Here is a 17,402-nt window from a genome sequence, read left to right as displayed (position 1 = left end):
CCCATGCAATCGGTATTGTTCCTCTGTCACCGGCTGCCCTGGCCGCCCAGCAAGGGCGACAAGATCCGCTCGTACCATGTGCTGCGGCGACTCGCCGAACGCTACCGCGTGTATCTCGGCACGTTCGTGGACGACCCGGCCGACTGGCGCTACCTCGCGCAGGTCGAGGCCTTGTGCGCCGAGGCGTGTGTCCGGCCGTTGCCGCCCTGGCGTGCCCGCTGGCGTGCGCTTGCCGCGCTGACGCGGGGTGATGCGCTTACCGTCGGGGCCTATCGCGACCGCGTGATGCGGCGCTGGGTCGAACGGCTGCTGGCCGACCACAAGCTGGAGCTGGCCCTGTGCTATTCGTCCGGCGTGGCGCCGTTGGTCATGCGGCACGCCCAGCTGCGCCGGGTCATGGATTTCGTGGACGTGGATTCCGACAAATGGCAGCAGTACGCGCAGCAGGCCGGTGGCGGCGTGAAGCGCATGCTGTACCAGCGCGAAGCGCGGCGACTGGCCGAGTTCGAGCGCACGATTGCCGCGCAATTCGACGCCAGCGTGTTTGTCTCGGAAGCCGAGGCGGCGTTCTTTCGACAGCTGGTACCGGAGTCGGCCGGCCGGGTCCACGGTATCCCCAATGGAGTGGATGCCGGGTATTGGGATCCACAGCGGGCCTGTTCCAGTCCCTACCGGCTGGGAGAGCGGGTGGTGGTGTTTGTCGGCGCCATGGATTACCGCGCCAACGTGGATGCGGCGTGCTGGTTCGCGCACGAAGTGTGGCCGCGGATCGCCGCCCGGCAGCGGGACGCCCGTTTTTACATTGTCGGCAGCCGGCCCACCGCGGCGGTCCGCGCGCTGGGTCAGCTCGCGGGCATTACCGTGACTGGGCGGGTGGAGGATGCGCGCCCGTACCTGGCATACGCCCATGCCGTGACGGCACCGTTGCGCATTGCGCGCGGCATCCAGAACAAGGTGCTGGAGGCACTGGCCATGGAGAAGGTGTTGCTGGCAACGCCCGAGGCCTGGGAGGGCATCAGGGATTTCGCAGGTCGCCAGGGCTGCATCGATGCATCGCCCGAGGCCATGGCGACGGAAGCCTTGCGCTGGCTGGATGCGCCGCAGGCGGTGCGGGTGCCGGCGGCCCGCGTCGAGGTGTTGTCGCGCCATGACTGGGCGCGCCATCTCGATGCGTACGAAAGCGTGCTGTGCAATGCGCAGCGCGGTGCAGCCTGCGTGGATGCCGTAGGCACTGCCGGGTTGGAGGCGTGCTCATGAGCAGGCCGCTTGCCGCCGTGCCCGTCTATTCCATGCGCATTACGGGCTGGGTATCGGCTGTGGCGGCGTTCGCCGTCGCCGTCGCCGTGCTGCTGGCCTGCTATTGGCGGACCGTGCAATCGCTGGCGTGGGCCTGGGCACACGATGGCACTTACCAGTACGCCTTCCTGATTTTTCCGTTGAGCCTGTGGACGGCCTTCGGTCTGCGCCATCAGCTTCAGGCGAACCCGCCGGTGCCGAGTGTCTGGGGTCTGGCAGCGATGGCGGCGCTGGTGTTCGTCTGGTATGCCGGCCGCCTGCTCGACGTCAATCTGGCGCAGCATTTCGCGTTCGTGGCGCTGTTTCCGGCGCTGGTGCTGGCCTGCTGGGGGTGGCGCGCCTTGTGGGTGCTGGCGTTCCCACTCGGCTATCTGGTGGTGTTCGCGGTTCCCTGGGGCGACGCGCTGGTCGGTCCGCTGCAGGACATCACGGCGCATTTCTCGGTACGCGCGCTGGAGTTGATCGGCGTCCCGGTGCTTCTCAACGGCCGGGAGATCCTCACGCCCTCGGCGGTATGGCTGGTGGCCGAAGCATGCAGCGGCGTGAAGTTTTTCATCGCCTGCACCGCACTCGGTTGTCTGTACGCCTACCTGATGTACCGACGCTGGTGGAAGCGGGCGGTTTTCGTGGTACTGGCGGCAGTGACGCCGGTCGTCGCGAATGGCTTGCGGGTGTGTTTCACCGTGCTGATTGGCGAGACCTGGGGCTTGAAATACGCAACCGGCACGGACCACATGATTTTTGGCTGGCAGTTCTTCGGCACGGTGCTGCTGCTGTTGCTGCTGGCCGGCTGGTTCTTCCGCGACCCGCTGGTGGTGCCGGAGCAGCCCCCCGCGCATGGCGGCATGCCTGCCAGTGCGCGCACCGTGGTTTGGCTGGTGGCGTTCGCGCTGTTGATTGCAGGGCCGTCTCTTGCCTCGGGACTGGCGCCACCGGCACCGCCGCAGACCATGCGCCTGACCGCACCAGCGATCGCGGGCTGGAGCGGGCCACAGGCTGCCGCAGACGGCTGGCGGCCAATCTTCAGGGGAGCGGCGGGGCAGGTGCGCGTGTCCTATCAATCGGTCACCGGCGGCGACGTGGTCGAGTTGTTTCATGCCGTCTATACCGGCAAGCCGCGCCGCGGGCATACCCTGATCACCTACGGCAACGACCTCTACGATTCGGCGCACGCGCAAATCCTGAGCAGCGCCAGCCGACGGGTCGAGCTGGCCGACGGGCGGAGCACGACGGTCGGAGAGTTGCGACTGGCCGGTGCAACCGGGCCGCGGTTGGTGTGGTACTGGTACTGCGTGGATCGCCGCTGCACCCGCTCGCCGGCGTTGACCAAGTTGCGGCAGGCGTGGAGCGTGCTGCAGGGACAGGTACCGCGATCTTCGGTATGGGCGTTGTCGTCGTCGGTTGCCGGCGACGATGCCGATCGGGTGCGGACGAAGCTGCACGCCTTTGCGCAGGCGCTGCCCGTGCCCGGTGCGTCCGGGGTGCAGGCGCAGCAGCCGGCTGTTCTTGCCGGGAGCCAGCCATGAACGAGCGGCCGCTGATCGTGCACGTACTGTACCGGCTGGATACCGGTGGCATGGAGCACATGCTCGTGACCCTGATCAACCAGACCTGCCAGCGCTACCGCCACGCGGTGATCTGTCTGGAAGGCTACGGTGCGCTTCGGGATCAAATCGAGTCCGGCGACGTCGTATGCGTGGCCTTGGGCAAAAGGTCCGGCAAGGATTGGCGCTGCTATTTCAGGTTGTGGCGGGTCCTGCGGGATCTGGGGCCGGACCTGGTCCACACGTACAACATCGGTGCCGTGGACGTGGCGCCGGTCGCCCGGCTTGCAGGGGTCCGTCGCGTCGTGCATGCGGAGCGAGGTCGGGATGCCGCCGACCCGCGCGGCGAAAGCCGGAAGTATCGGCTGTTGCGGCGTGGTCTCCTGCCGTTCATCGACCGTTATCTGGCGGTTTCGAGGGACCTGCAGGACTGGCTCATGGAAAAGGTGGGCATACCCTCTTCGCGCGTTGCGTGTATTCCCAACGGCATTGACGTAACAGCGTTTGCCGGCACGGCACATGAAAAAAGCACGCGGCGCTTGCTGGGAGCTTTCGCGCCTCCCGGAACCGTGCTGATCGGCACCGTCGGGCGACTGGATGCCGTCAAGGACCATGCCGGGCTGATAGCCGCCTTCCGCATCCTGTGCGAAGCATGGCCGCACCAGCGCGAGCAGTTGCGCCTGGTCCTGCTGGGTGGAGGGCCGCAGCGTGCTGCGCTCGAATCGCAGATCGAGCGTGGTGGGCTTTCGACGCAAGTCCGGCTGCTGGGCAATCGCAGCGATGTGGCGGCGCTCCTCGCGGAATTCGACGTCTTTGCGCTTTCCTCCATCGCCGAAGGCATGCCCGGCGTCCTGCTGGAGGCCATGGCGTCTGGCTTGCCCGTGGTGGCCACCGATGTCGGCGGAGTAAGCGAAGTGGTGGTGGCCGGCGTGACCGGAACGCTGGTGCCGGCCGGCGATCCGCACGCCCTGGCGGCGGCTCTGCGCGCCTATGTCGCCGACGAGAAACTGCGACGCCGACATGGCGAAGCTGGATGCGAGCGCGTCGCTGCGCGTTTCGGTTTGCGCAGCATGGTGTCCGCGTATGTCGCGCTGTACGACGAACTATTGGGTCGGCCGACGAACGCCGTGCAGCCACGCATGTTGCCCGGCCTGACCGGGCACAAGGAGCACTGACGTGTGCGGTCTGGCCGGTATCGTCTCGTCGCGGCATGTCGATGAAAGGGTTCTGCTGGCCATGCGGGATGCGCAGCTTCACCGCGGACCGGACGAGGCCGGGCTGTATCTCGGCAAGGGCGTGGGTCTGGGGCATCGCCGTCTGTCCATCATCGACCTGGGCCATGGGCAGCAGCCGATGGTGGATGAAGCGGCCGGTCTGGTGCTGATCTACAACGGCGAGCTGTACAACTTCCCTTCGCTCAAGGCCGAACTGGAGGCACGCGGCGTGGTGTTCCGCAGCCGCTGCGATACCGAAGTGCTGCTGCGCGCCTGGCAGCAGTGGGGCGAAGCCTGCCTGACGCGTCTGGTGGGCATGTTTGCCTTCGCGGTGTGGGACATGCGTACGCAGCGCATCTACCTGGCCCGCGATCAGCTTGGCATCAAACCGCTGTACTACGGCTTCACCCGTTCAGGCGAGCTGGTGTTCGCTTCCGAACTCAAGGGACTGCTGGTGCATCCCGGTGTGGAACGCAGGCTCGATCCGCAGGCACTGGAAGATTATCTCGCGCTCGGCTACGTGCCGGATCCGCGCAGCATCTATCGCGGCATTTTCAAACTGCCACCCGGCCATTGGTTGAGCTGGCACGCCGGCGAACCGGAGCCGGTGCCCCGGCAATACTGGGACGTGCCGTTCAAGGTGGCCGCCGACATGACGGCGGATGAGGCTGCAGCGCAGCTCCACGGCTTGCTGGACAGAGCCGTGGCGGGGCAGATGATTGCGGACGTGCCGCTCGGCGCGTTCCTTTCCGGCGGCGTGGATTCCAGCGCCGTGGTGGCCAGCATGAGCCGGGCGTCGCAGCAACCGGTGCGCACCTGCTCCATCGGTTTCGACCACGGCGGTTTCGACGAGAGCGCCTATGCGCGGCGCGTGGCCGAGCATCTGCATACGCAACATTTCGAGCAGCGGGTCAGCGCCGATGATTACGATCTGCTCGACACGCTGGCGGCGGTTTACGACGAACCGTTTTCCGACAGCTCGGCGCTGCCGACGTATCGCGTGTGCGGCCTGGCGCGCACCCAGGTGACCGTGGCGCTGTCCGGCGACGGCGGCGACGAGAATTTCGCCGGCTACCGGCGCTACCGCCTGCATACGTGGGAAAGCGGGCTGCGCGCGCGCTTGCCGCTGGCGTTGCGCAAACCGCTGTTTGGTGTGTTGGGCAGTCTCTATCCCAAGGCTGACTGGGCGCCGCGCCCGCTGCGCGCCAAGACCACGTTGCAGGCCCTCGCCCATGATGACGTGGAAGCCTATTTCCACACCGTCAGCACCACCTCGGCGGCGCTGCGCCAGCAACTGTACAGCGCGAGCTTCAAGCGCGAACTGCAAGGTTACAACGCGCTCGCCGTGTTCCGCGCCCACGCAAAACGTGCGCCCACCGATCATCCGCTGCTGCTGGCCCAGTACCTGGATTTCAAGACCTGGCTTCCCGGCGACATCCTGACCAAGGTGGACCGTGCCAGCATGGCGCACAGCCTGGAGGTGCGCGTGCCGCTGCTCGATCACCGTCTGGTCGAGTGGGCGTCCTCGTTGCCGCCCGGGTTGAAGCTGAGAGGAGGTACCGCGAAGTACATCCTCAAGAAAACGCTGGAACCGGACTTGCCGAATGACGTGCTGTACCGGAGCAAGATGGGTTTCCGCGTGCCTGTGGCAGCGTGGTTGCGCGGCCCGCTCGCGCGGCGCGCCCGGGACGCTTTGCTCGCCGGTGCCGTTGCCGAATGCGGCTACTTCGAGCCGGCCGTGCTCGATCGGCTGCTGCAGCAACATGCGGCTGGCCGGCGCGATCACAGCGCGACGCTGTGGAGCCTGCTGATGCTGGACGCCTTTCTGCGCCGCATGCAGCAGCCCGCCGCTGCCGCGATTTCCGCCGGGCCGGCGCGCAGGGTCGTGGCCGCCGGAGCGCAGCCATGAAGACAGCATCGGTCAACGGCGTTGCCGGTGATGTCATGCCGTCGACAGAAGAAGCGCTCGACGCGGCTCGGCGCAGTGCCGGAACCGGCGTCGAGGCGGGTGGCGAGCGCAAGATTCGACTGCTGGTCTTCACCAGCCTGTATCCGAATGCCGTCCAGCCGCGCCACGGCGTGTTTGTCGAGGAGCGATTGCGCCACCTCGTGGATTCTGGCCGGGTGACCGCGACGGTTGTAGCGCCGGTGCCTTGGTTTCCGTTTCGGCATCGGCGCTTCGGGGCCCACTCGGCATTTGCCCGGGTGCCCGCGCATGAGCAGCGCTACGGTATCCAGGTCAGCCATCCCCGCTATCCGACGATTCCGAAACTGGGCATGAGCATCGCACCATTTCTGATGTATCACGCCCTTCTGCCAGTCCTGCGAAAACTGCAGGCCAGCGGCACTGACTTCGATCTGATCGATGCACATTACTTTTACCCGGACGGCGTGGCGGCGGCACGGCTTGGTACGGCGCTGGGCAGGCCGGTGGTGATCACCGCGCGCGGCACCGACGTGAACGTGATCCCGCGCTATCGGCGACCCAAACATCAGATCCAATGGGCCGCAGGGTGCGCCGCCGCCATCGTGACCGTGTCGCGGGCGCTGAAGGACAAGGTCATCGCCTTGGGCGTGGATCCCGGGAAGATTGCGGTGTTGCGCAATGGGGTTGATCTTGATCATTTCGGGCCACGGGACCGCACGCTGATTCGTGCCAAATTGGGCCTTGCGGGTCCGGTGTGGTTGACGGTGGGCCACCTGGTCGCACTCAAGGGCGTGCACCTTGCCATCGAGGCGCTGGCGCGGGTGCCGGATACGACGCTGCTGATCGCCGGCGAGGGACCGGAACAGCGCAGGCTGCGCGACCTGGTAGGCCAGCTGGGTCTCCACGCGCGCGTGCGCATGCTTGGCGCCATCTCCCACGCACAGCTGTGCGAGTACTACAACGCAGCAGACGTGCTGGTGCATGCATCGAGCCGTGAAGGCATGCCCAACGCCGTGCTGGAATCCCTGGCCTGCGGTACGCCGGTGGTGGCCGCGCCGTTTGCCGGCGCCGGCGAATTGCTGGATGCGCCCGAGGCGGGGGAGATTGCCGTCGAGCGGAGTGCCGAAGCGCTTGCCGCCGCCTGGCTGCGGTTGCGCGAGCGGGCGCCGACGCGCGCGGCCACCCGCCGCGTGGCGGAACGGCTGGGGTGGCAGCCGATCGTGGAAGCGCAGCACGCCCTCTATGCGCGGGTACTGTTGGCCGCTGCCGGTGGCGCGACGGCTGGAGCCGAGCCATGAACGACGTCCTGAGCGTCGCGCCGCGCCAAGCCCGGCCGGAGGCATCGACCGAGCGGCCGTTGCGTATCCTGCACGTGCTCGACCACTCGCTGCCCCTGCACAGCGGCTATACCTTCCGGACGCTCGCCATCCTCGAGGCGCAGCGTGCACTGGGGTGGGAAACGATGCACTTGACCGGTCCCAAGCAGGGCAGCGATCGGCAGCGCGAGGAACACGTCGGCGACTGGATGTTTTACCGCACCCCGCCGGCATCCGGCCTGCTGGCGAGGTTGCCGCTGGTCCAGCAGCGCTGCCTGATGCGCGCATTGCAGACCCGGCTGGCCGAAGTGGTGGACAGCGTGCATCCGGACATTCTTCATGCGCACTCGCCGGTGCTGGACGCGATCCCCGCGCTCGCGGTGGGCCGGGCCGCCGGCATTCCGGTGGTGTACGAAGTCCGCGCGTTCTGGGAAGACGCCGCCGTCGACCTCGGTACGGCGCGCGAGGGAGGGGCGCGGTATCGGTTGACGCGCGCGCTGGAGACCCGGGCCCTGCAACGGGCAGACGCCGTGACCACGATCTGCGAGGGCTTGCGCGGCGACATGCTGAAGCGCGGCATTCCCGCCGACAAGATCACCGTCATTCCCAACGCCGTGGATACCACCCAATTTCGATCCACGGCCAGCGCCGAGGACGCGGAGCTGCGGGAGAAATATGGGCTCACCCGCGGGACCACGCTGGGATTCGCCGGCTCGTTCTACGCCTATGAGGGGCTGGATGGCTTGCTCCGGGCCATGCCGCTGGTACTGCGCGCCGTGCCGCAGGCACGCCTGCTGCTGCTGGGCGGCGGACCGCAGGATGCCGAGCTGCAGGCGCTGGCCGCCCGCCTCGGTCTCGACCGCGTCGTGCATTTCGTCGGTCGCGTGCCGCACAGCGAGGTCGCCCGGTACTACAGCGCCATGGACGTCATGGTCTATCCGCGCATCTCGCGACGGTTGACGGAACTGGTGACGCCATTGAAACCGCTTGAGGCGATGGCCATGGGCAAGCTGGTGGCCGCTTCGGATGTCGGCGGCCACCGCGAGCTGATTCGCGACGGCCACAATGGCCATCTTTTTTCCGCGGGATCGGTCGAGGCGCTCGCGCAGTGTTTGATCAAGCTGCTGGAGACCCCCGCGAGCTGGGGCAGGGTGATAGCCCATGGGCGGGAGTTCGTCGAGCGCGAACGCACCTGGTCGGCGAGCGTGGCACGTTATCGCGCCGTCTATACCGACGTGCTCGAGCGGCACCGGCGAGAGCGCGGGAGGGGCACATGACTGTCGATACGCCTGCCGTGGTATTGGGCGCCGGAGCCAATGGCCTGGGCGTGGCGCGCAGCCTGGCGCGCGCGCGGGTTCCGGTCTGCCTGCTGGATACCGACACGCGGCGCGCGGAAATGCGTACCCGCGCGGCGACGCCGTTGCGGATCCGTGCGACGCACGGTGAAACGCTGGTCGAAGACCTGGTGCGCCTGGGTACGACGCAATTTTCCGGCGTGCGCCCGGTGCTGTTCCTGACCCAGGAGGAAAGTGTCAGGACCGTTTCGCATCATCGCGATCGCCTGTCGGCGCTGTATCGGTTCAACCTGCCGCCCATGGAAGTCGTGGATACGCTGCAGCACAAGGAGGGGTTCCAGCGCCGGGCCGAACAACTCGGCAGTCCCATCCCGCCGCTGGTGCACATCCGCGCGCTGGCGGACCTGCCCGCACTCGGCGAGCTGCGCTATCCGGTCGTGGTCAAGCCTGGCGAGCGCGATGCGGCGTATGCACGTCAATTCAAGAAGGCCTACCGTGCCGGCAGTGCGGAAGAAGCGGCAGCGTTGCTTCGCCGCATCCTGCCGGTGATGGCCGATGTCGTGGTGCAGGAATGGATCGAGGGTCCCGATTCGAGTATCCATTTCTGTCTGCAGTACGTCGATCGGGACGGGCAGGCAGCCGGGTCTTTTGCCGGACGCAAGATCCGCTCCTGGCCGCCGCAGGTGGGCGGCACGGCCAGCTGTACCGCCGCCCCCGAAGTGCATGCGCAGCTTTCCGCCATGACCACCCGGTTTTTCCAGGCGGCGGGCGTGGTCGGCATGGCCAGCATGGAGTACAAGCGTGACACGCGCAGCGGCGAGTTCCGCATGGTGGAGCCGACGATCGGCCGTACCGATTACCAGGAAGAAGTGGCCACCTTGAACGGCGTCAATCTGCCGTACGTGGCCTGGTGTTCGGCGCTGGGCCTGCCGCTTCCGCCGCCGGCCGCCGGCAGACGACCAGTCGTCTGGCGGGTGCGCTCCGAGGACGCGCAGTCCGCAGTCGCCCAGGGTCAGCGCATCACCCAGGGCTATCCGCCCGGCGGTCAGGTGGCCGATGCGGTATGCCGGTGGCGTGATCCCATGCCGTGCCTGGTGCAAGGCCTGCGGCATGTCCGTCGCGCGCTGCTCAGCCGAACTGCGAAGAGGGTGCCGGGATCACCGGTGGCCGGGAGCGAGTCATGAACGTGGTCGCGAGACTCTTGCCCAGACCATGGACGCGCCCTGTCGTCGATGCGCAGGCTGGCTTGCAGGCTGCCGCCGAATGGCTGGCGCGCGCCCAGGATGCCACCGGCAGCGGCGGCGTCAGCGCCTATTACGATGCGACGAAGCGGCAGTGGGCTGGCGCCTATCCGGAAACCACCGGTTACATCATTCCAACCTTCCTGCGCTACGCACAGTTTTCCGGTCAACCTGAGTATCGGGAGCGCGCCATTCGCATGGCCGAGTGGGAAACTGCGATCCAGCTTCCTGAAGGGGGCGTGCGTGCCGGCACGATGGACGCAACGCAGGTTGTGCCAACCATCTTCAATACGGGACAGGTGTTGTTCGGCTGGCTGGCCGCGTGGCAGCAGACGCAAGATGCGCGCTTGCATGACTCGGCGATGCGTGCGGCCGACTGGCTGGTGGCCGCCCAGGATCCTGATGGCGCATGGCGTCGCCACGCTTCGCCGTTTGCCGCCCACGGCGTGAATACCTACAACACGCGCGTGGCGTTTGCGCTGGCCAGGGCCAGCCAGGTCTTGCAGGAGCCGCGCTATCTCGATGCGGCCGTGCGCAATGTGCAGTGGGCACTTGCCCAGATGCATCCCAACGGATGGCTGGAAAACAACGATCTGGAAGACAACGAGCGGCCGCTCACGCACACCATCGCGTATGCCACACGCGGCATGCTGGAGGTCGGCTTGATCGCCGCCAACCACGCCTTTGTGAATGCGGCGGCGCGCGTGGCGCAAGCCGTTGCGCGCACCCAGCGCCGCGATGGGGCCTTGCCCGGGCGTCTGGATTTCGCCTGGCGGGCGGCGAGCCGCTGGACCTGTGTGACCGGCAATGCGCAGATGGCGATCATCTGGCAGCGTCTGGCCAGGGAAACCGGCGAGCGATCCTGGCTGCCGGCGGCCGAGGACGCCAACCGGTTCAATCTGTCGATCCAGAACCTGGCCGCAGCTGACGGTGGCGTGCGCGGCGCGCTACCCGGCTCGCATCCGCGCTCAGGCGGCTACATGAGGAATCGGTATCCGAACTGGGCGGCCAAGTTCTGCATGGATGCGCTGATGCTGCAACTGGAAGTGGGCTAGCCATGCGCGATATCGCCTTCGCGTTGATCATGCTCGGGCTGATCCCCCTGGCCGCGATGCGCCCGTACATCGGCTTGCTGGTGTGGTCGTGGCTCGGCTACATGAACCCGCACCGGCTGACCTTCGGCTTTGCCTACGGCTTTCCTTGGGTGATGCTAATTGCCGTCGTCACGCTTCTGAGCTTGGGGGTTGGCAAGGAGAACAAGCGAATCCCCAGGTCGACGGTCAGTGTGTTGCTGATGATGTTTCTGCTATGGACTGGATTGACCACCTTCTTTGCGGTCCTGCCGGATGCGGCCTGGGTCAGTTGGCAGACCTTCGCCAAGATCATGGTGATGGTGTTTGTGACCTTGATGCTGATCAATAGCCGTGAGCGCATGCATTGGTTGATATGGGTGATTGTGATATCGCTGGGGTATTACGGCCTCAAAGGAGGCTTGTTCACGATCATCAGCGGCGGCGGCAATCGCGTGTTCGGCCCAGCCGGAAGCTTCATCGGGGACAACAACGACCTGGCCCAGGCGCTGTGCATGGTTCTGCCACTGATGCGCTACCTACAGCTCCAGACTTCAAGAAAAATGGTGAGGATCGGATTGGGACTGGCGATGTTCCTTACCGGCGCCGCGATACTTGGTACCTACTCGCGTGGCGGGCTCATTGCGCTCATGGTGGTAAGCGCGGCCCTGTTCCTGAAAAGCCGCAAACGGTTGACGCTCGCGATCGCACTCATGGCGATTGGGCTCACCGCTTATCACTTCATGCCTCCCCAGTGGACTGCGCGCATGGATACGATCCATCACGTGGAGGATGTGAATACGGTGCAGTCACGCGTCCAGTCTTGGGAGTTTGCAACCAATGTTGCGTTGCACCGCCCGTTGACCGGGGGTGGCTTCAAAGTCTATGAAAGCGAGGCCCTGTGGAACCGCTACGCACCCGAGGAGGCTGTCCAACGGGCGGTGCACAGTATTTATTTTCGAGTGCTTGGCGAACAGGGCTTTCCTGGACTTGCCATCTTTGTTGGGTTGCTGGTCGCCAGTTGGCGAAGCTGTGCATACGTTCGCCACAAAAGCCGGCATTTACCAAATGAAAAATGGGCGTTCGACCTTGCTTCAATGCTCCAGGTAAGCCTGCTTGCGTTCATGACTGCAGGTCTGGCCACCACATCGAGCTACTTTGACCTCAGTTATCAGCTGATGGCGATGTGTGCGTTGCTGAAGGGTCTATTACCGGAAGGAGTCGTCGCATATGCGGGGTCAGCAGGGGCCGCTGCAACGCAACCGCACCTGCTGGGACGCGGGCAGGCCGAGCATTCGTTCGGGAAGCCGTGATGGAGGGGCGTGTGGTGGGCAAGTGTGTACTGATGACCGGCTTCCATTTCCCGCCGTCTGCACTGAGCAGCGGTCACCTGCGGCTCTTGGCGTTTACGAAATACCTGCCCGAGCGCGGCTGGGACCCGGTGGTCCTTTCCGCAACCCCGGGCGCGTATGAATTGACCGATCCCGCCAGTGTTCGATCCATACCCAAAGAGTGCAATGTGTACCGTGCCTTTGCGCTGGACGCCAAGCGCCATATGGCAGTCATGGGCAGGTATCCGTCCATTTTCGCGTTACCCGACAGGTGGTCGAGTTGGTGGCCCGCCGCTGTCTGGAACGGACTGCGCCTGATCAGGCGCCATCATGCGCAGGCGATCTGGTCGACGTTTCCCATCATGACCTCCCACTGTGTTGCCTACACCCTGCATCGTTTGACGGGCATCCCGTGGATCGCGGATTTTCGCGACCCGGTTGCGAGTTCAACGGCGGGCAAGAACCCGATGGCGGTCAGGTCGCAGGCCCGCTGGGAGCGTCGCGTCCTGTCGTGCGCGGCGCGTTCGGTGTTCACGACGCCCGGAGCGATGCAGTGGTGTGCCGAGCGCTACCCCGAGGTATGGCGTGCCGGCCGTTTGACGGTCATCGCCAATGGATACGACGACGAGGCATTTGCCGACCTCAGACGCCCGCCTCCACAAGCCGGGCGACCGTTGGTACTGCTGCACAGCGGTCTGTTGTATCCAGAAGGCCGCAGCCCTCTGCCGTTCTTTGCTGCACTCGCGCGTCTCAGGGACTCGGGCGGCGTAACTGCAGGGATGATCAAGGTCGTCCTGCGGGCGAGTGGCTCGGAGGCAACCTACACTCGGGAGATACAGCGTTTGGGACTGGGAGAGATGGTGACTTTGGCGCCACCTGTCGGCAACCGCGAAGCACTGTTCGAGCAGGTCGCGGCCGATGGATTGCTGTTGTTCCAGGGCAGCAGGTTCGACCTGCAGATACCGGCCAAGGTGTACGAGTACCTGCGGATCGGACGGCCGATCTTCGCGCTGGTCGGACCAAACGGCGACACCGCCGCCCTGTTGCGAGAGTCCGGTGGGGCGGAGTTCGTGGCGGCCGATGACGTCGACGCTATTGCGACGGGCCTGCGCCGATTCCTATACGCATTGACCAAGGGCACCGCTCCGTCCCAGCGGCCTGCCGTGGTCGCCCAGTATTCAAGGCGCGCCGGGGCGGCACAACTGGCCTCCTTGCTCGATCAGGTTTGCACTTGAACGTTTCCCGGATCCGGATGGTGTTTGCGGGCGCGCTCGCGAACATATTGCAGACCCCTCGCGGGCGTCGGACCCGGTACCATTCCACAGCCGCATCAAGGAGCAGGGAATGAACTGGAACCCTGACGAGCATTACAAGAGCCAAACGGTTGCCGTCGACTACGACGCAAGCCGGTTCTCGAGTATTCCAGGGCGGGTATTCAACTCCCTTGAAAAACGGACCGTCGCCAAGTGTTTTTCCCGGCTATCCAAAGGCAGCACGATCGCCGACGCGCCATGCGGGACCGGGCGTCTTGCCGGGGCGCTGCTGGAGGCTGGATACAGGGTCCACGGCTTCGACATTTCCGAAGCCATGCTGAGTGTGGCGCGACAACGCCTGGTTTCGTATGCGGAGACCTTCACCTGCGAGGTGGCGGATATGAAGAAAGACCCGCCGAACAGCCCAATCTGCGACGGTGCTTTGTGCGCACGCGTATTGATGCACTTTCCCCTCGACGGACAGATCGAGTTCCTGACTGCGGTCGCCAGGTTGAGTCGTTCAATCGTAGTCATCAACCAGAGCCTCGATTCGGGCTATCAAAGGTTTCGGCGGCGCTTGAAACGGCTAATGGGACATCAGCCACCCGCAAATTATCCGATAAGCAACGGGGATATCAGGCTACTGTTGGAAAAGTCCGGCCTGCGTGAGGTGGGGCGCCATCGTCTACTTCCGTTGATCAGCGAGGCCGTGTATATCGTTGCAGAAAAAGTCTGATGCCTTTGAACTTTGGGTGATCGACGGGCGGCATGAGTAACACGAATCATTAATCGAATTTGGGAACCCCAGGAAGACCGATTTTGGTTTGTACGACGGCCAGGAATGCATGATTTTCCTGACTGAAAAACGCTGGATCACCCGCGCGGGTGATCCAGGACTGGCGAACAATTGAGTCGCGACGGCCGAAGCCAAGGGATAATCAGGACTTATCATGATGAGAACTCCCAGGCTTGTTCCCGCCAGGCAACCTCCGGCCGCAGTCTTGCGCGGTCGTCCCGCCGGCCCGGAAGGTCAGGACGTTTTCACAGCAGGGTTTCGTTGCTGGTCAGTAAGGCCGATGCGCTGTGCCTGATAACGAGCAAAAACAGAGGACCAGTGTACGACAGGCCTTGTCGCTGTCTTTCGTGCAGAGGCTCGTCGGACTCGTTTTTAGTTTTGGTTCAGTCGTGATCATAAGCCGATTGTTGACCCCGGCGGAAGTCGGCGTGTTTTCGGTCGCGGCGGGACTCGTGGCCCTGATCAACATGCTGCGCGACTTCGGGGTCAGCGAATTCGTGGTCCAGGAACCAGCCCTCGATGAGGCGCTGGTGCGCACGGTGTTCACGATCAACCTCATGATCGCATGGGTCCTTGGCGGCATCATTGTCGCGGCCAGCGGCGTGATCGGGACGTTCTATGGGGATCCTGGCGTGACGCGGGTGCTGAAGGTACTCGGTTTCGTTTTTTTTCTGCTCCCGTTCGGCACCACGGCAATGGCGTTGCTGAACCGCGAACTGGAGTACGGGAAGCTGGCCAAGATTCGCATCTGCGAATCCATCATCCGTAGTTGCACCGCAGTTGCGCTTGCGTATGCGGGATTCACGTACATGAGCATCGCGTGGGCATCGGTGGCTGGCATCTCGGCGCTGATCATCGGTTGCACGCTCTGGGGCTGGCAGTACCGCGTGAGGGGACTGAGTTTCATGCATTGGAAACGTGTCCTGCACTTTGGCTCCAATCGCACCATTTCCGACGTCGCCAGCCAACTGGGAGAACAATCCGCCAGCCTCGTGATCGGCAAGATGCTGGGTATGACGGACGCGGGGTTGTTTTCGCGCGGATATGGCGTGGTCAACATGTACCGCACCAACGTCCTTGGTGCGATCGGAGCGGTCGCCTTTCCCGCGTTCGCACGCGAGCACCGGGAGCACGCCACCGCGCCGGACCTGTTCCTGAAGGCGCTGGTTTACACAACCGGGATCAGTTGGCCGTTTTTTTCGTGTAGCGTCATTCTTGCTTATCCAGTCATCAACATCTTGTTCGGCGAGCAATGGGATGCAGCCATTCCGCTGATGCGGTGGCTGTGTTTCGCTGCGTTGATCGGAACATTGATGTTCCAGTGCAACCGGTTCCTGGTTGCGCTGGGACGGGTAAGGGCCGTGACCTGCGTGGAGCTCCAATATCAAACCGTCAGGGTCGGCATTACCATCGGCGCGGCCTTCTATGGCGTCGCTGCGGTCGCGGCTTCACAGGTTCTCGTCTCTATCATTGCTACAGTGCTCTATTACCGAAAAATGCGAATTTATGAAGCGCTGGCCGTTCGCAAATGTGCCAAGGCACTGGTTCCGAGCGTCGTGGTCACGCTGGGTGCCTGTGCCGTACCGGCAGCGGTGGTTCTTTGGCCTGGCCTTGCGGCGCGACACGTGCTTTTGGCGTTTGAACTGGCTGTCGTCGGAGGTGGTGCAGGGTGGTTGCTCGGCCTCGTGGTCGCACGCCACCCCTTGCTGGATGAGCTCAAGCGTGTCGTCTCGCATATTTCCTCGCGTTACCGTCTGTTGCGAGGCTAGGCCGTGACCGGGCTGGGCGTCGCTGGGTTACTCAACGCGCGGTTCATCTGCACCAGTTGTCGCGCGTCGGGAAGTTGGATCGCGGTGACGAGGCCCCTGCCGAGGCAAAACTCCAGCATCCAGCGGCTGCGATGCGTGCGTTGCCAGGAGCAGATCGTAGCCAAGGTGAGTCGAAGGGATGACTTGCGCAGCGATGCCCGTGCCGAGTCACGCCGTGAGTACGAAACCCTGTGCACACTCCAGCGCGTGTTCCCTCAGGACGAACACTTTGGGACGTTGTTGTCGCTGGGTTACCTGGAGTCCGCGGGACGCGGGATCATGGTCACGCGCCATTTCTGCGGCGACAATTTGGCCCAACACCTGCGGTCGTTGGGGGAGCCTGACGCGCGGGAGGCATGCCGTGCTGCGGGGGTCTGGTTGCGCAAGCTGCACCAGAGCGGCGACCCGGACGTACAGATGCAGATGCTGGGTGTGGCGGACAAGCTCGACTACCTTGCGGTCACCTATGGTGCGGTCTTGCGCCGTGATCGCGAAACATGGACCGCGTACCGATGTCTGGAACAAACAGGCTTGCGTATGGACGCAAGGGAGTTCGCCGGCGTGCGCCAGCATGGCGATTTCAAGCCCCAAAACATGTTGTGCGACGGCACCCGATACATTGGACTCGACATACATTGGCAGAGTATCGGACCGGCAGTCTATGACCTTGCACCGTTCCTGAACCATCTCTGGCTTGTCTGCCGCACGTTTGGGGGCTTGCTGACAAATCGTCATTACCTGCAGCGAGAGTCAATGTTCCTTGCCGGGTATGGGTATGGGAATGACCCGCAGGCCGTGTACTGGGCTCAGTTGTATTTCGCGCTGTGCTACCTGGGGGCCTATCGCCAGAAGGGACGCCTGGCGGCGAACTATGCGAGATGGCGGATTGGACCGTTGGTGCGGGAGCTTGCGAGGCGGCTCGAGGAAGTCTCCTGAGCTGACGAAGTGACTTGGCTGCATGCATGGTGCCGTATGTGATTCCTTCACAGCCTACCGACGAAAATACGCATCGCGGAGCGGGCCAGGGATCCCATGCCAGAACCTGATTAGCGACGACGCTCAGCCGACTGTCGCGTGATGTGAGACGTGCGCGGCGGAGGCTCAGTGCCATGTTACGAGGCGGAGAACCGGCATGGCCATGAACCAAGTGCAGTTCCAGTCGGGGTTGTCGATGGCGCAGTTCATCCGGCGCTACGGCACGGAGGCGAGGTGCTACCGGGCGCTATACCGGGCGCGCTGGCCGCAGGGGTTCCGCTGCCCGAGGTGCAACAGCCGGCCACGCTCGCGGTTTCGCCGCGCGGGCCGGGTGTA

At 64.5% G+C, this 17,402-nt stretch carries 14 protein-coding genes; all 14 read left to right on the top strand.

Annotated features, from left to right (window positions below; translation table 11 throughout):
• Positions 1–3 precede the first annotated feature (3 nt).
• Positions 4–1,257, top strand: a complete 1,254-nt coding sequence (locus RHOOR87_RS0110490) for a TIGR03087 family PEP-CTERM/XrtA system glycosyltransferase (protein ID WP_027484987.1) — start codon at positions 4–6, stop codon at positions 1,255–1,257.
• On the top strand, positions 1,188–2,822 hold the full coding sequence (gene xrtA, locus RHOOR87_RS0110485; protein WP_231381764.1) for an exosortase A: 1,635 nt from the start codon (positions 1,188–1,190) through the stop codon (positions 2,820–2,822). The genes RHOOR87_RS0110490 and xrtA overlap by 70 nt, the downstream gene beginning before the upstream one ends.
• Positions 2,819–4,015 carry a TIGR03088 family PEP-CTERM/XrtA system glycosyltransferase gene (locus RHOOR87_RS0110480; protein ID WP_027484985.1) on the top strand — a complete coding sequence of 399 codons (1,197 nt, stop codon included), beginning with the start codon at positions 2,819–2,821 and terminating at the stop codon, positions 4,013–4,015. Before xrtA ends, RHOOR87_RS0110480 begins: the two co-directional genes overlap by 4 nt.
• 1 nt (position 4,016) lies before the next feature.
• Positions 4,017–5,963: an XrtA/PEP-CTERM system amidotransferase gene (locus tag RHOOR87_RS0110475; RefSeq protein ID WP_027484984.1), complete on the top strand. Its 1,947-nt coding sequence runs from the start codon at positions 4,017–4,019 to the stop codon at positions 5,961–5,963.
• Positions 5,960–7,279 (top strand): glycosyltransferase family 4 protein, encoded by a 1,320-nt coding sequence (locus RHOOR87_RS0110470; protein WP_027484983.1) that lies wholly within the window; start codon positions 5,960–5,962, stop codon positions 7,277–7,279. The genes RHOOR87_RS0110475 and RHOOR87_RS0110470 overlap by 4 nt, the downstream gene beginning before the upstream one ends.
• The gene (locus RHOOR87_RS0110465) at positions 7,276–8,574 is read left to right on the top strand and encodes a TIGR04063 family PEP-CTERM/XrtA system glycosyltransferase (RefSeq protein WP_027484982.1); all 1,299 of its coding nucleotides are present in this window, start codon (positions 7,276–7,278) and stop codon (positions 8,572–8,574) included. Before RHOOR87_RS0110470 ends, RHOOR87_RS0110465 begins: the two co-directional genes overlap by 4 nt.
• On the top strand, positions 8,571–9,776 hold the full coding sequence (locus tag RHOOR87_RS0110460; RefSeq protein ID WP_027484981.1) for an FAD-dependent oxidoreductase: 1,206 nt from the start codon (positions 8,571–8,573) through the stop codon (positions 9,774–9,776). The genes RHOOR87_RS0110465 and RHOOR87_RS0110460 overlap by 4 nt, the downstream gene beginning before the upstream one ends.
• Complete coding sequence (locus tag RHOOR87_RS0110455; RefSeq protein ID WP_037115569.1) at positions 9,773–10,888, top strand: beta-L-arabinofuranosidase domain-containing protein; 1,116 nt, start codon at positions 9,773–9,775, stop codon at positions 10,886–10,888. Before RHOOR87_RS0110460 ends, RHOOR87_RS0110455 begins: the two co-directional genes overlap by 4 nt.
• 2 nt (positions 10,889–10,890) lie before the next feature.
• Positions 10,891–12,216: a putative O-glycosylation ligase, exosortase A system-associated gene (locus RHOOR87_RS0110450; protein ID WP_007511461.1), complete on the top strand. Its 1,326-nt coding sequence runs from the start codon at positions 10,891–10,893 to the stop codon at positions 12,214–12,216.
• Positions 12,216–13,469, top strand: a complete 1,254-nt coding sequence (locus RHOOR87_RS0110445) for a glycosyltransferase (RefSeq protein WP_027484979.1) — start codon at positions 12,216–12,218, stop codon at positions 13,467–13,469. The genes RHOOR87_RS0110450 and RHOOR87_RS0110445 overlap by 1 nt, the downstream gene beginning before the upstream one ends.
• A 109-nt stretch (positions 13,470–13,578) precedes the next feature.
• The gene (locus RHOOR87_RS0110440) at positions 13,579–14,223 is read left to right on the top strand and encodes a class I SAM-dependent methyltransferase (RefSeq protein WP_027484978.1); all 645 of its coding nucleotides are present in this window, start codon (positions 13,579–13,581) and stop codon (positions 14,221–14,223) included.
• 392 nt (positions 14,224–14,615) lie between these two features.
• Positions 14,616–16,052, top strand: a complete 1,437-nt coding sequence (locus RHOOR87_RS0110435; protein ID WP_081700003.1) for a lipopolysaccharide biosynthesis protein — start codon at positions 14,616–14,618, stop codon at positions 16,050–16,052.
• Positions 16,053–16,235: 183 nt separating this feature from the next.
• Entirely contained in the window at positions 16,236–17,027 is a 792-nt protein-coding gene (locus RHOOR87_RS0110430; RefSeq protein WP_231378412.1) for a phosphotransferase, read from the top strand.
• A 196-nt stretch (positions 17,028–17,223) separates the two neighbouring features.
• Positions 17,224–17,402 (top strand): transposase (locus RHOOR87_RS20630; protein WP_043795492.1); only part of this gene is annotated, 179 nt, incomplete at its 3' end.

This window comes from Rhodanobacter sp. OR87 (genome assembly GCF_000473345.1).
Lineage (GTDB): Bacteria > Pseudomonadota > Gammaproteobacteria > Xanthomonadales > Rhodanobacteraceae > Rhodanobacter > Rhodanobacter denitrificans.
This window is presented reverse-complemented; position numbering and strand designations above follow the sequence as displayed.

Coding starts and splice junctions, on each gene's coding strand:
- RHOOR87_RS0110490 (WP_027484987.1), top strand. CDS start 4: ATGCAATCGGTATTGTTCCTCTGTCACCGGCTGCCCTGGCCGCCCAGC.
- RHOOR87_RS0110480 (WP_027484985.1), top strand. CDS start 2,819: ATGAACGAGCGGCCGCTGATCGTGCACGTACTGTACCGGCTGGATACC.
- RHOOR87_RS0110470 (WP_027484983.1), top strand. CDS start 5,960: ATGAAGACAGCATCGGTCAACGGCGTTGCCGGTGATGTCATGCCGTCG.
- RHOOR87_RS0110465 (WP_027484982.1), top strand. CDS start 7,276: ATGAACGACGTCCTGAGCGTCGCGCCGCGCCAAGCCCGGCCGGAGGCA.
- RHOOR87_RS0110460 (WP_027484981.1), top strand. CDS start 8,571: ATGACTGTCGATACGCCTGCCGTGGTATTGGGCGCCGGAGCCAATGGC.
- RHOOR87_RS0110455 (WP_037115569.1), top strand. CDS start 9,773: ATGAACGTGGTCGCGAGACTCTTGCCCAGACCATGGACGCGCCCTGTC.
- RHOOR87_RS0110450 (WP_007511461.1), top strand. CDS start 10,891: ATGCGCGATATCGCCTTCGCGTTGATCATGCTCGGGCTGATCCCCCTG.
- RHOOR87_RS0110445 (WP_027484979.1), top strand. CDS start 12,216: ATGGAGGGGCGTGTGGTGGGCAAGTGTGTACTGATGACCGGCTTCCAT.
- RHOOR87_RS0110440 (WP_027484978.1), top strand. CDS start 13,579: ATGAACTGGAACCCTGACGAGCATTACAAGAGCCAAACGGTTGCCGTC.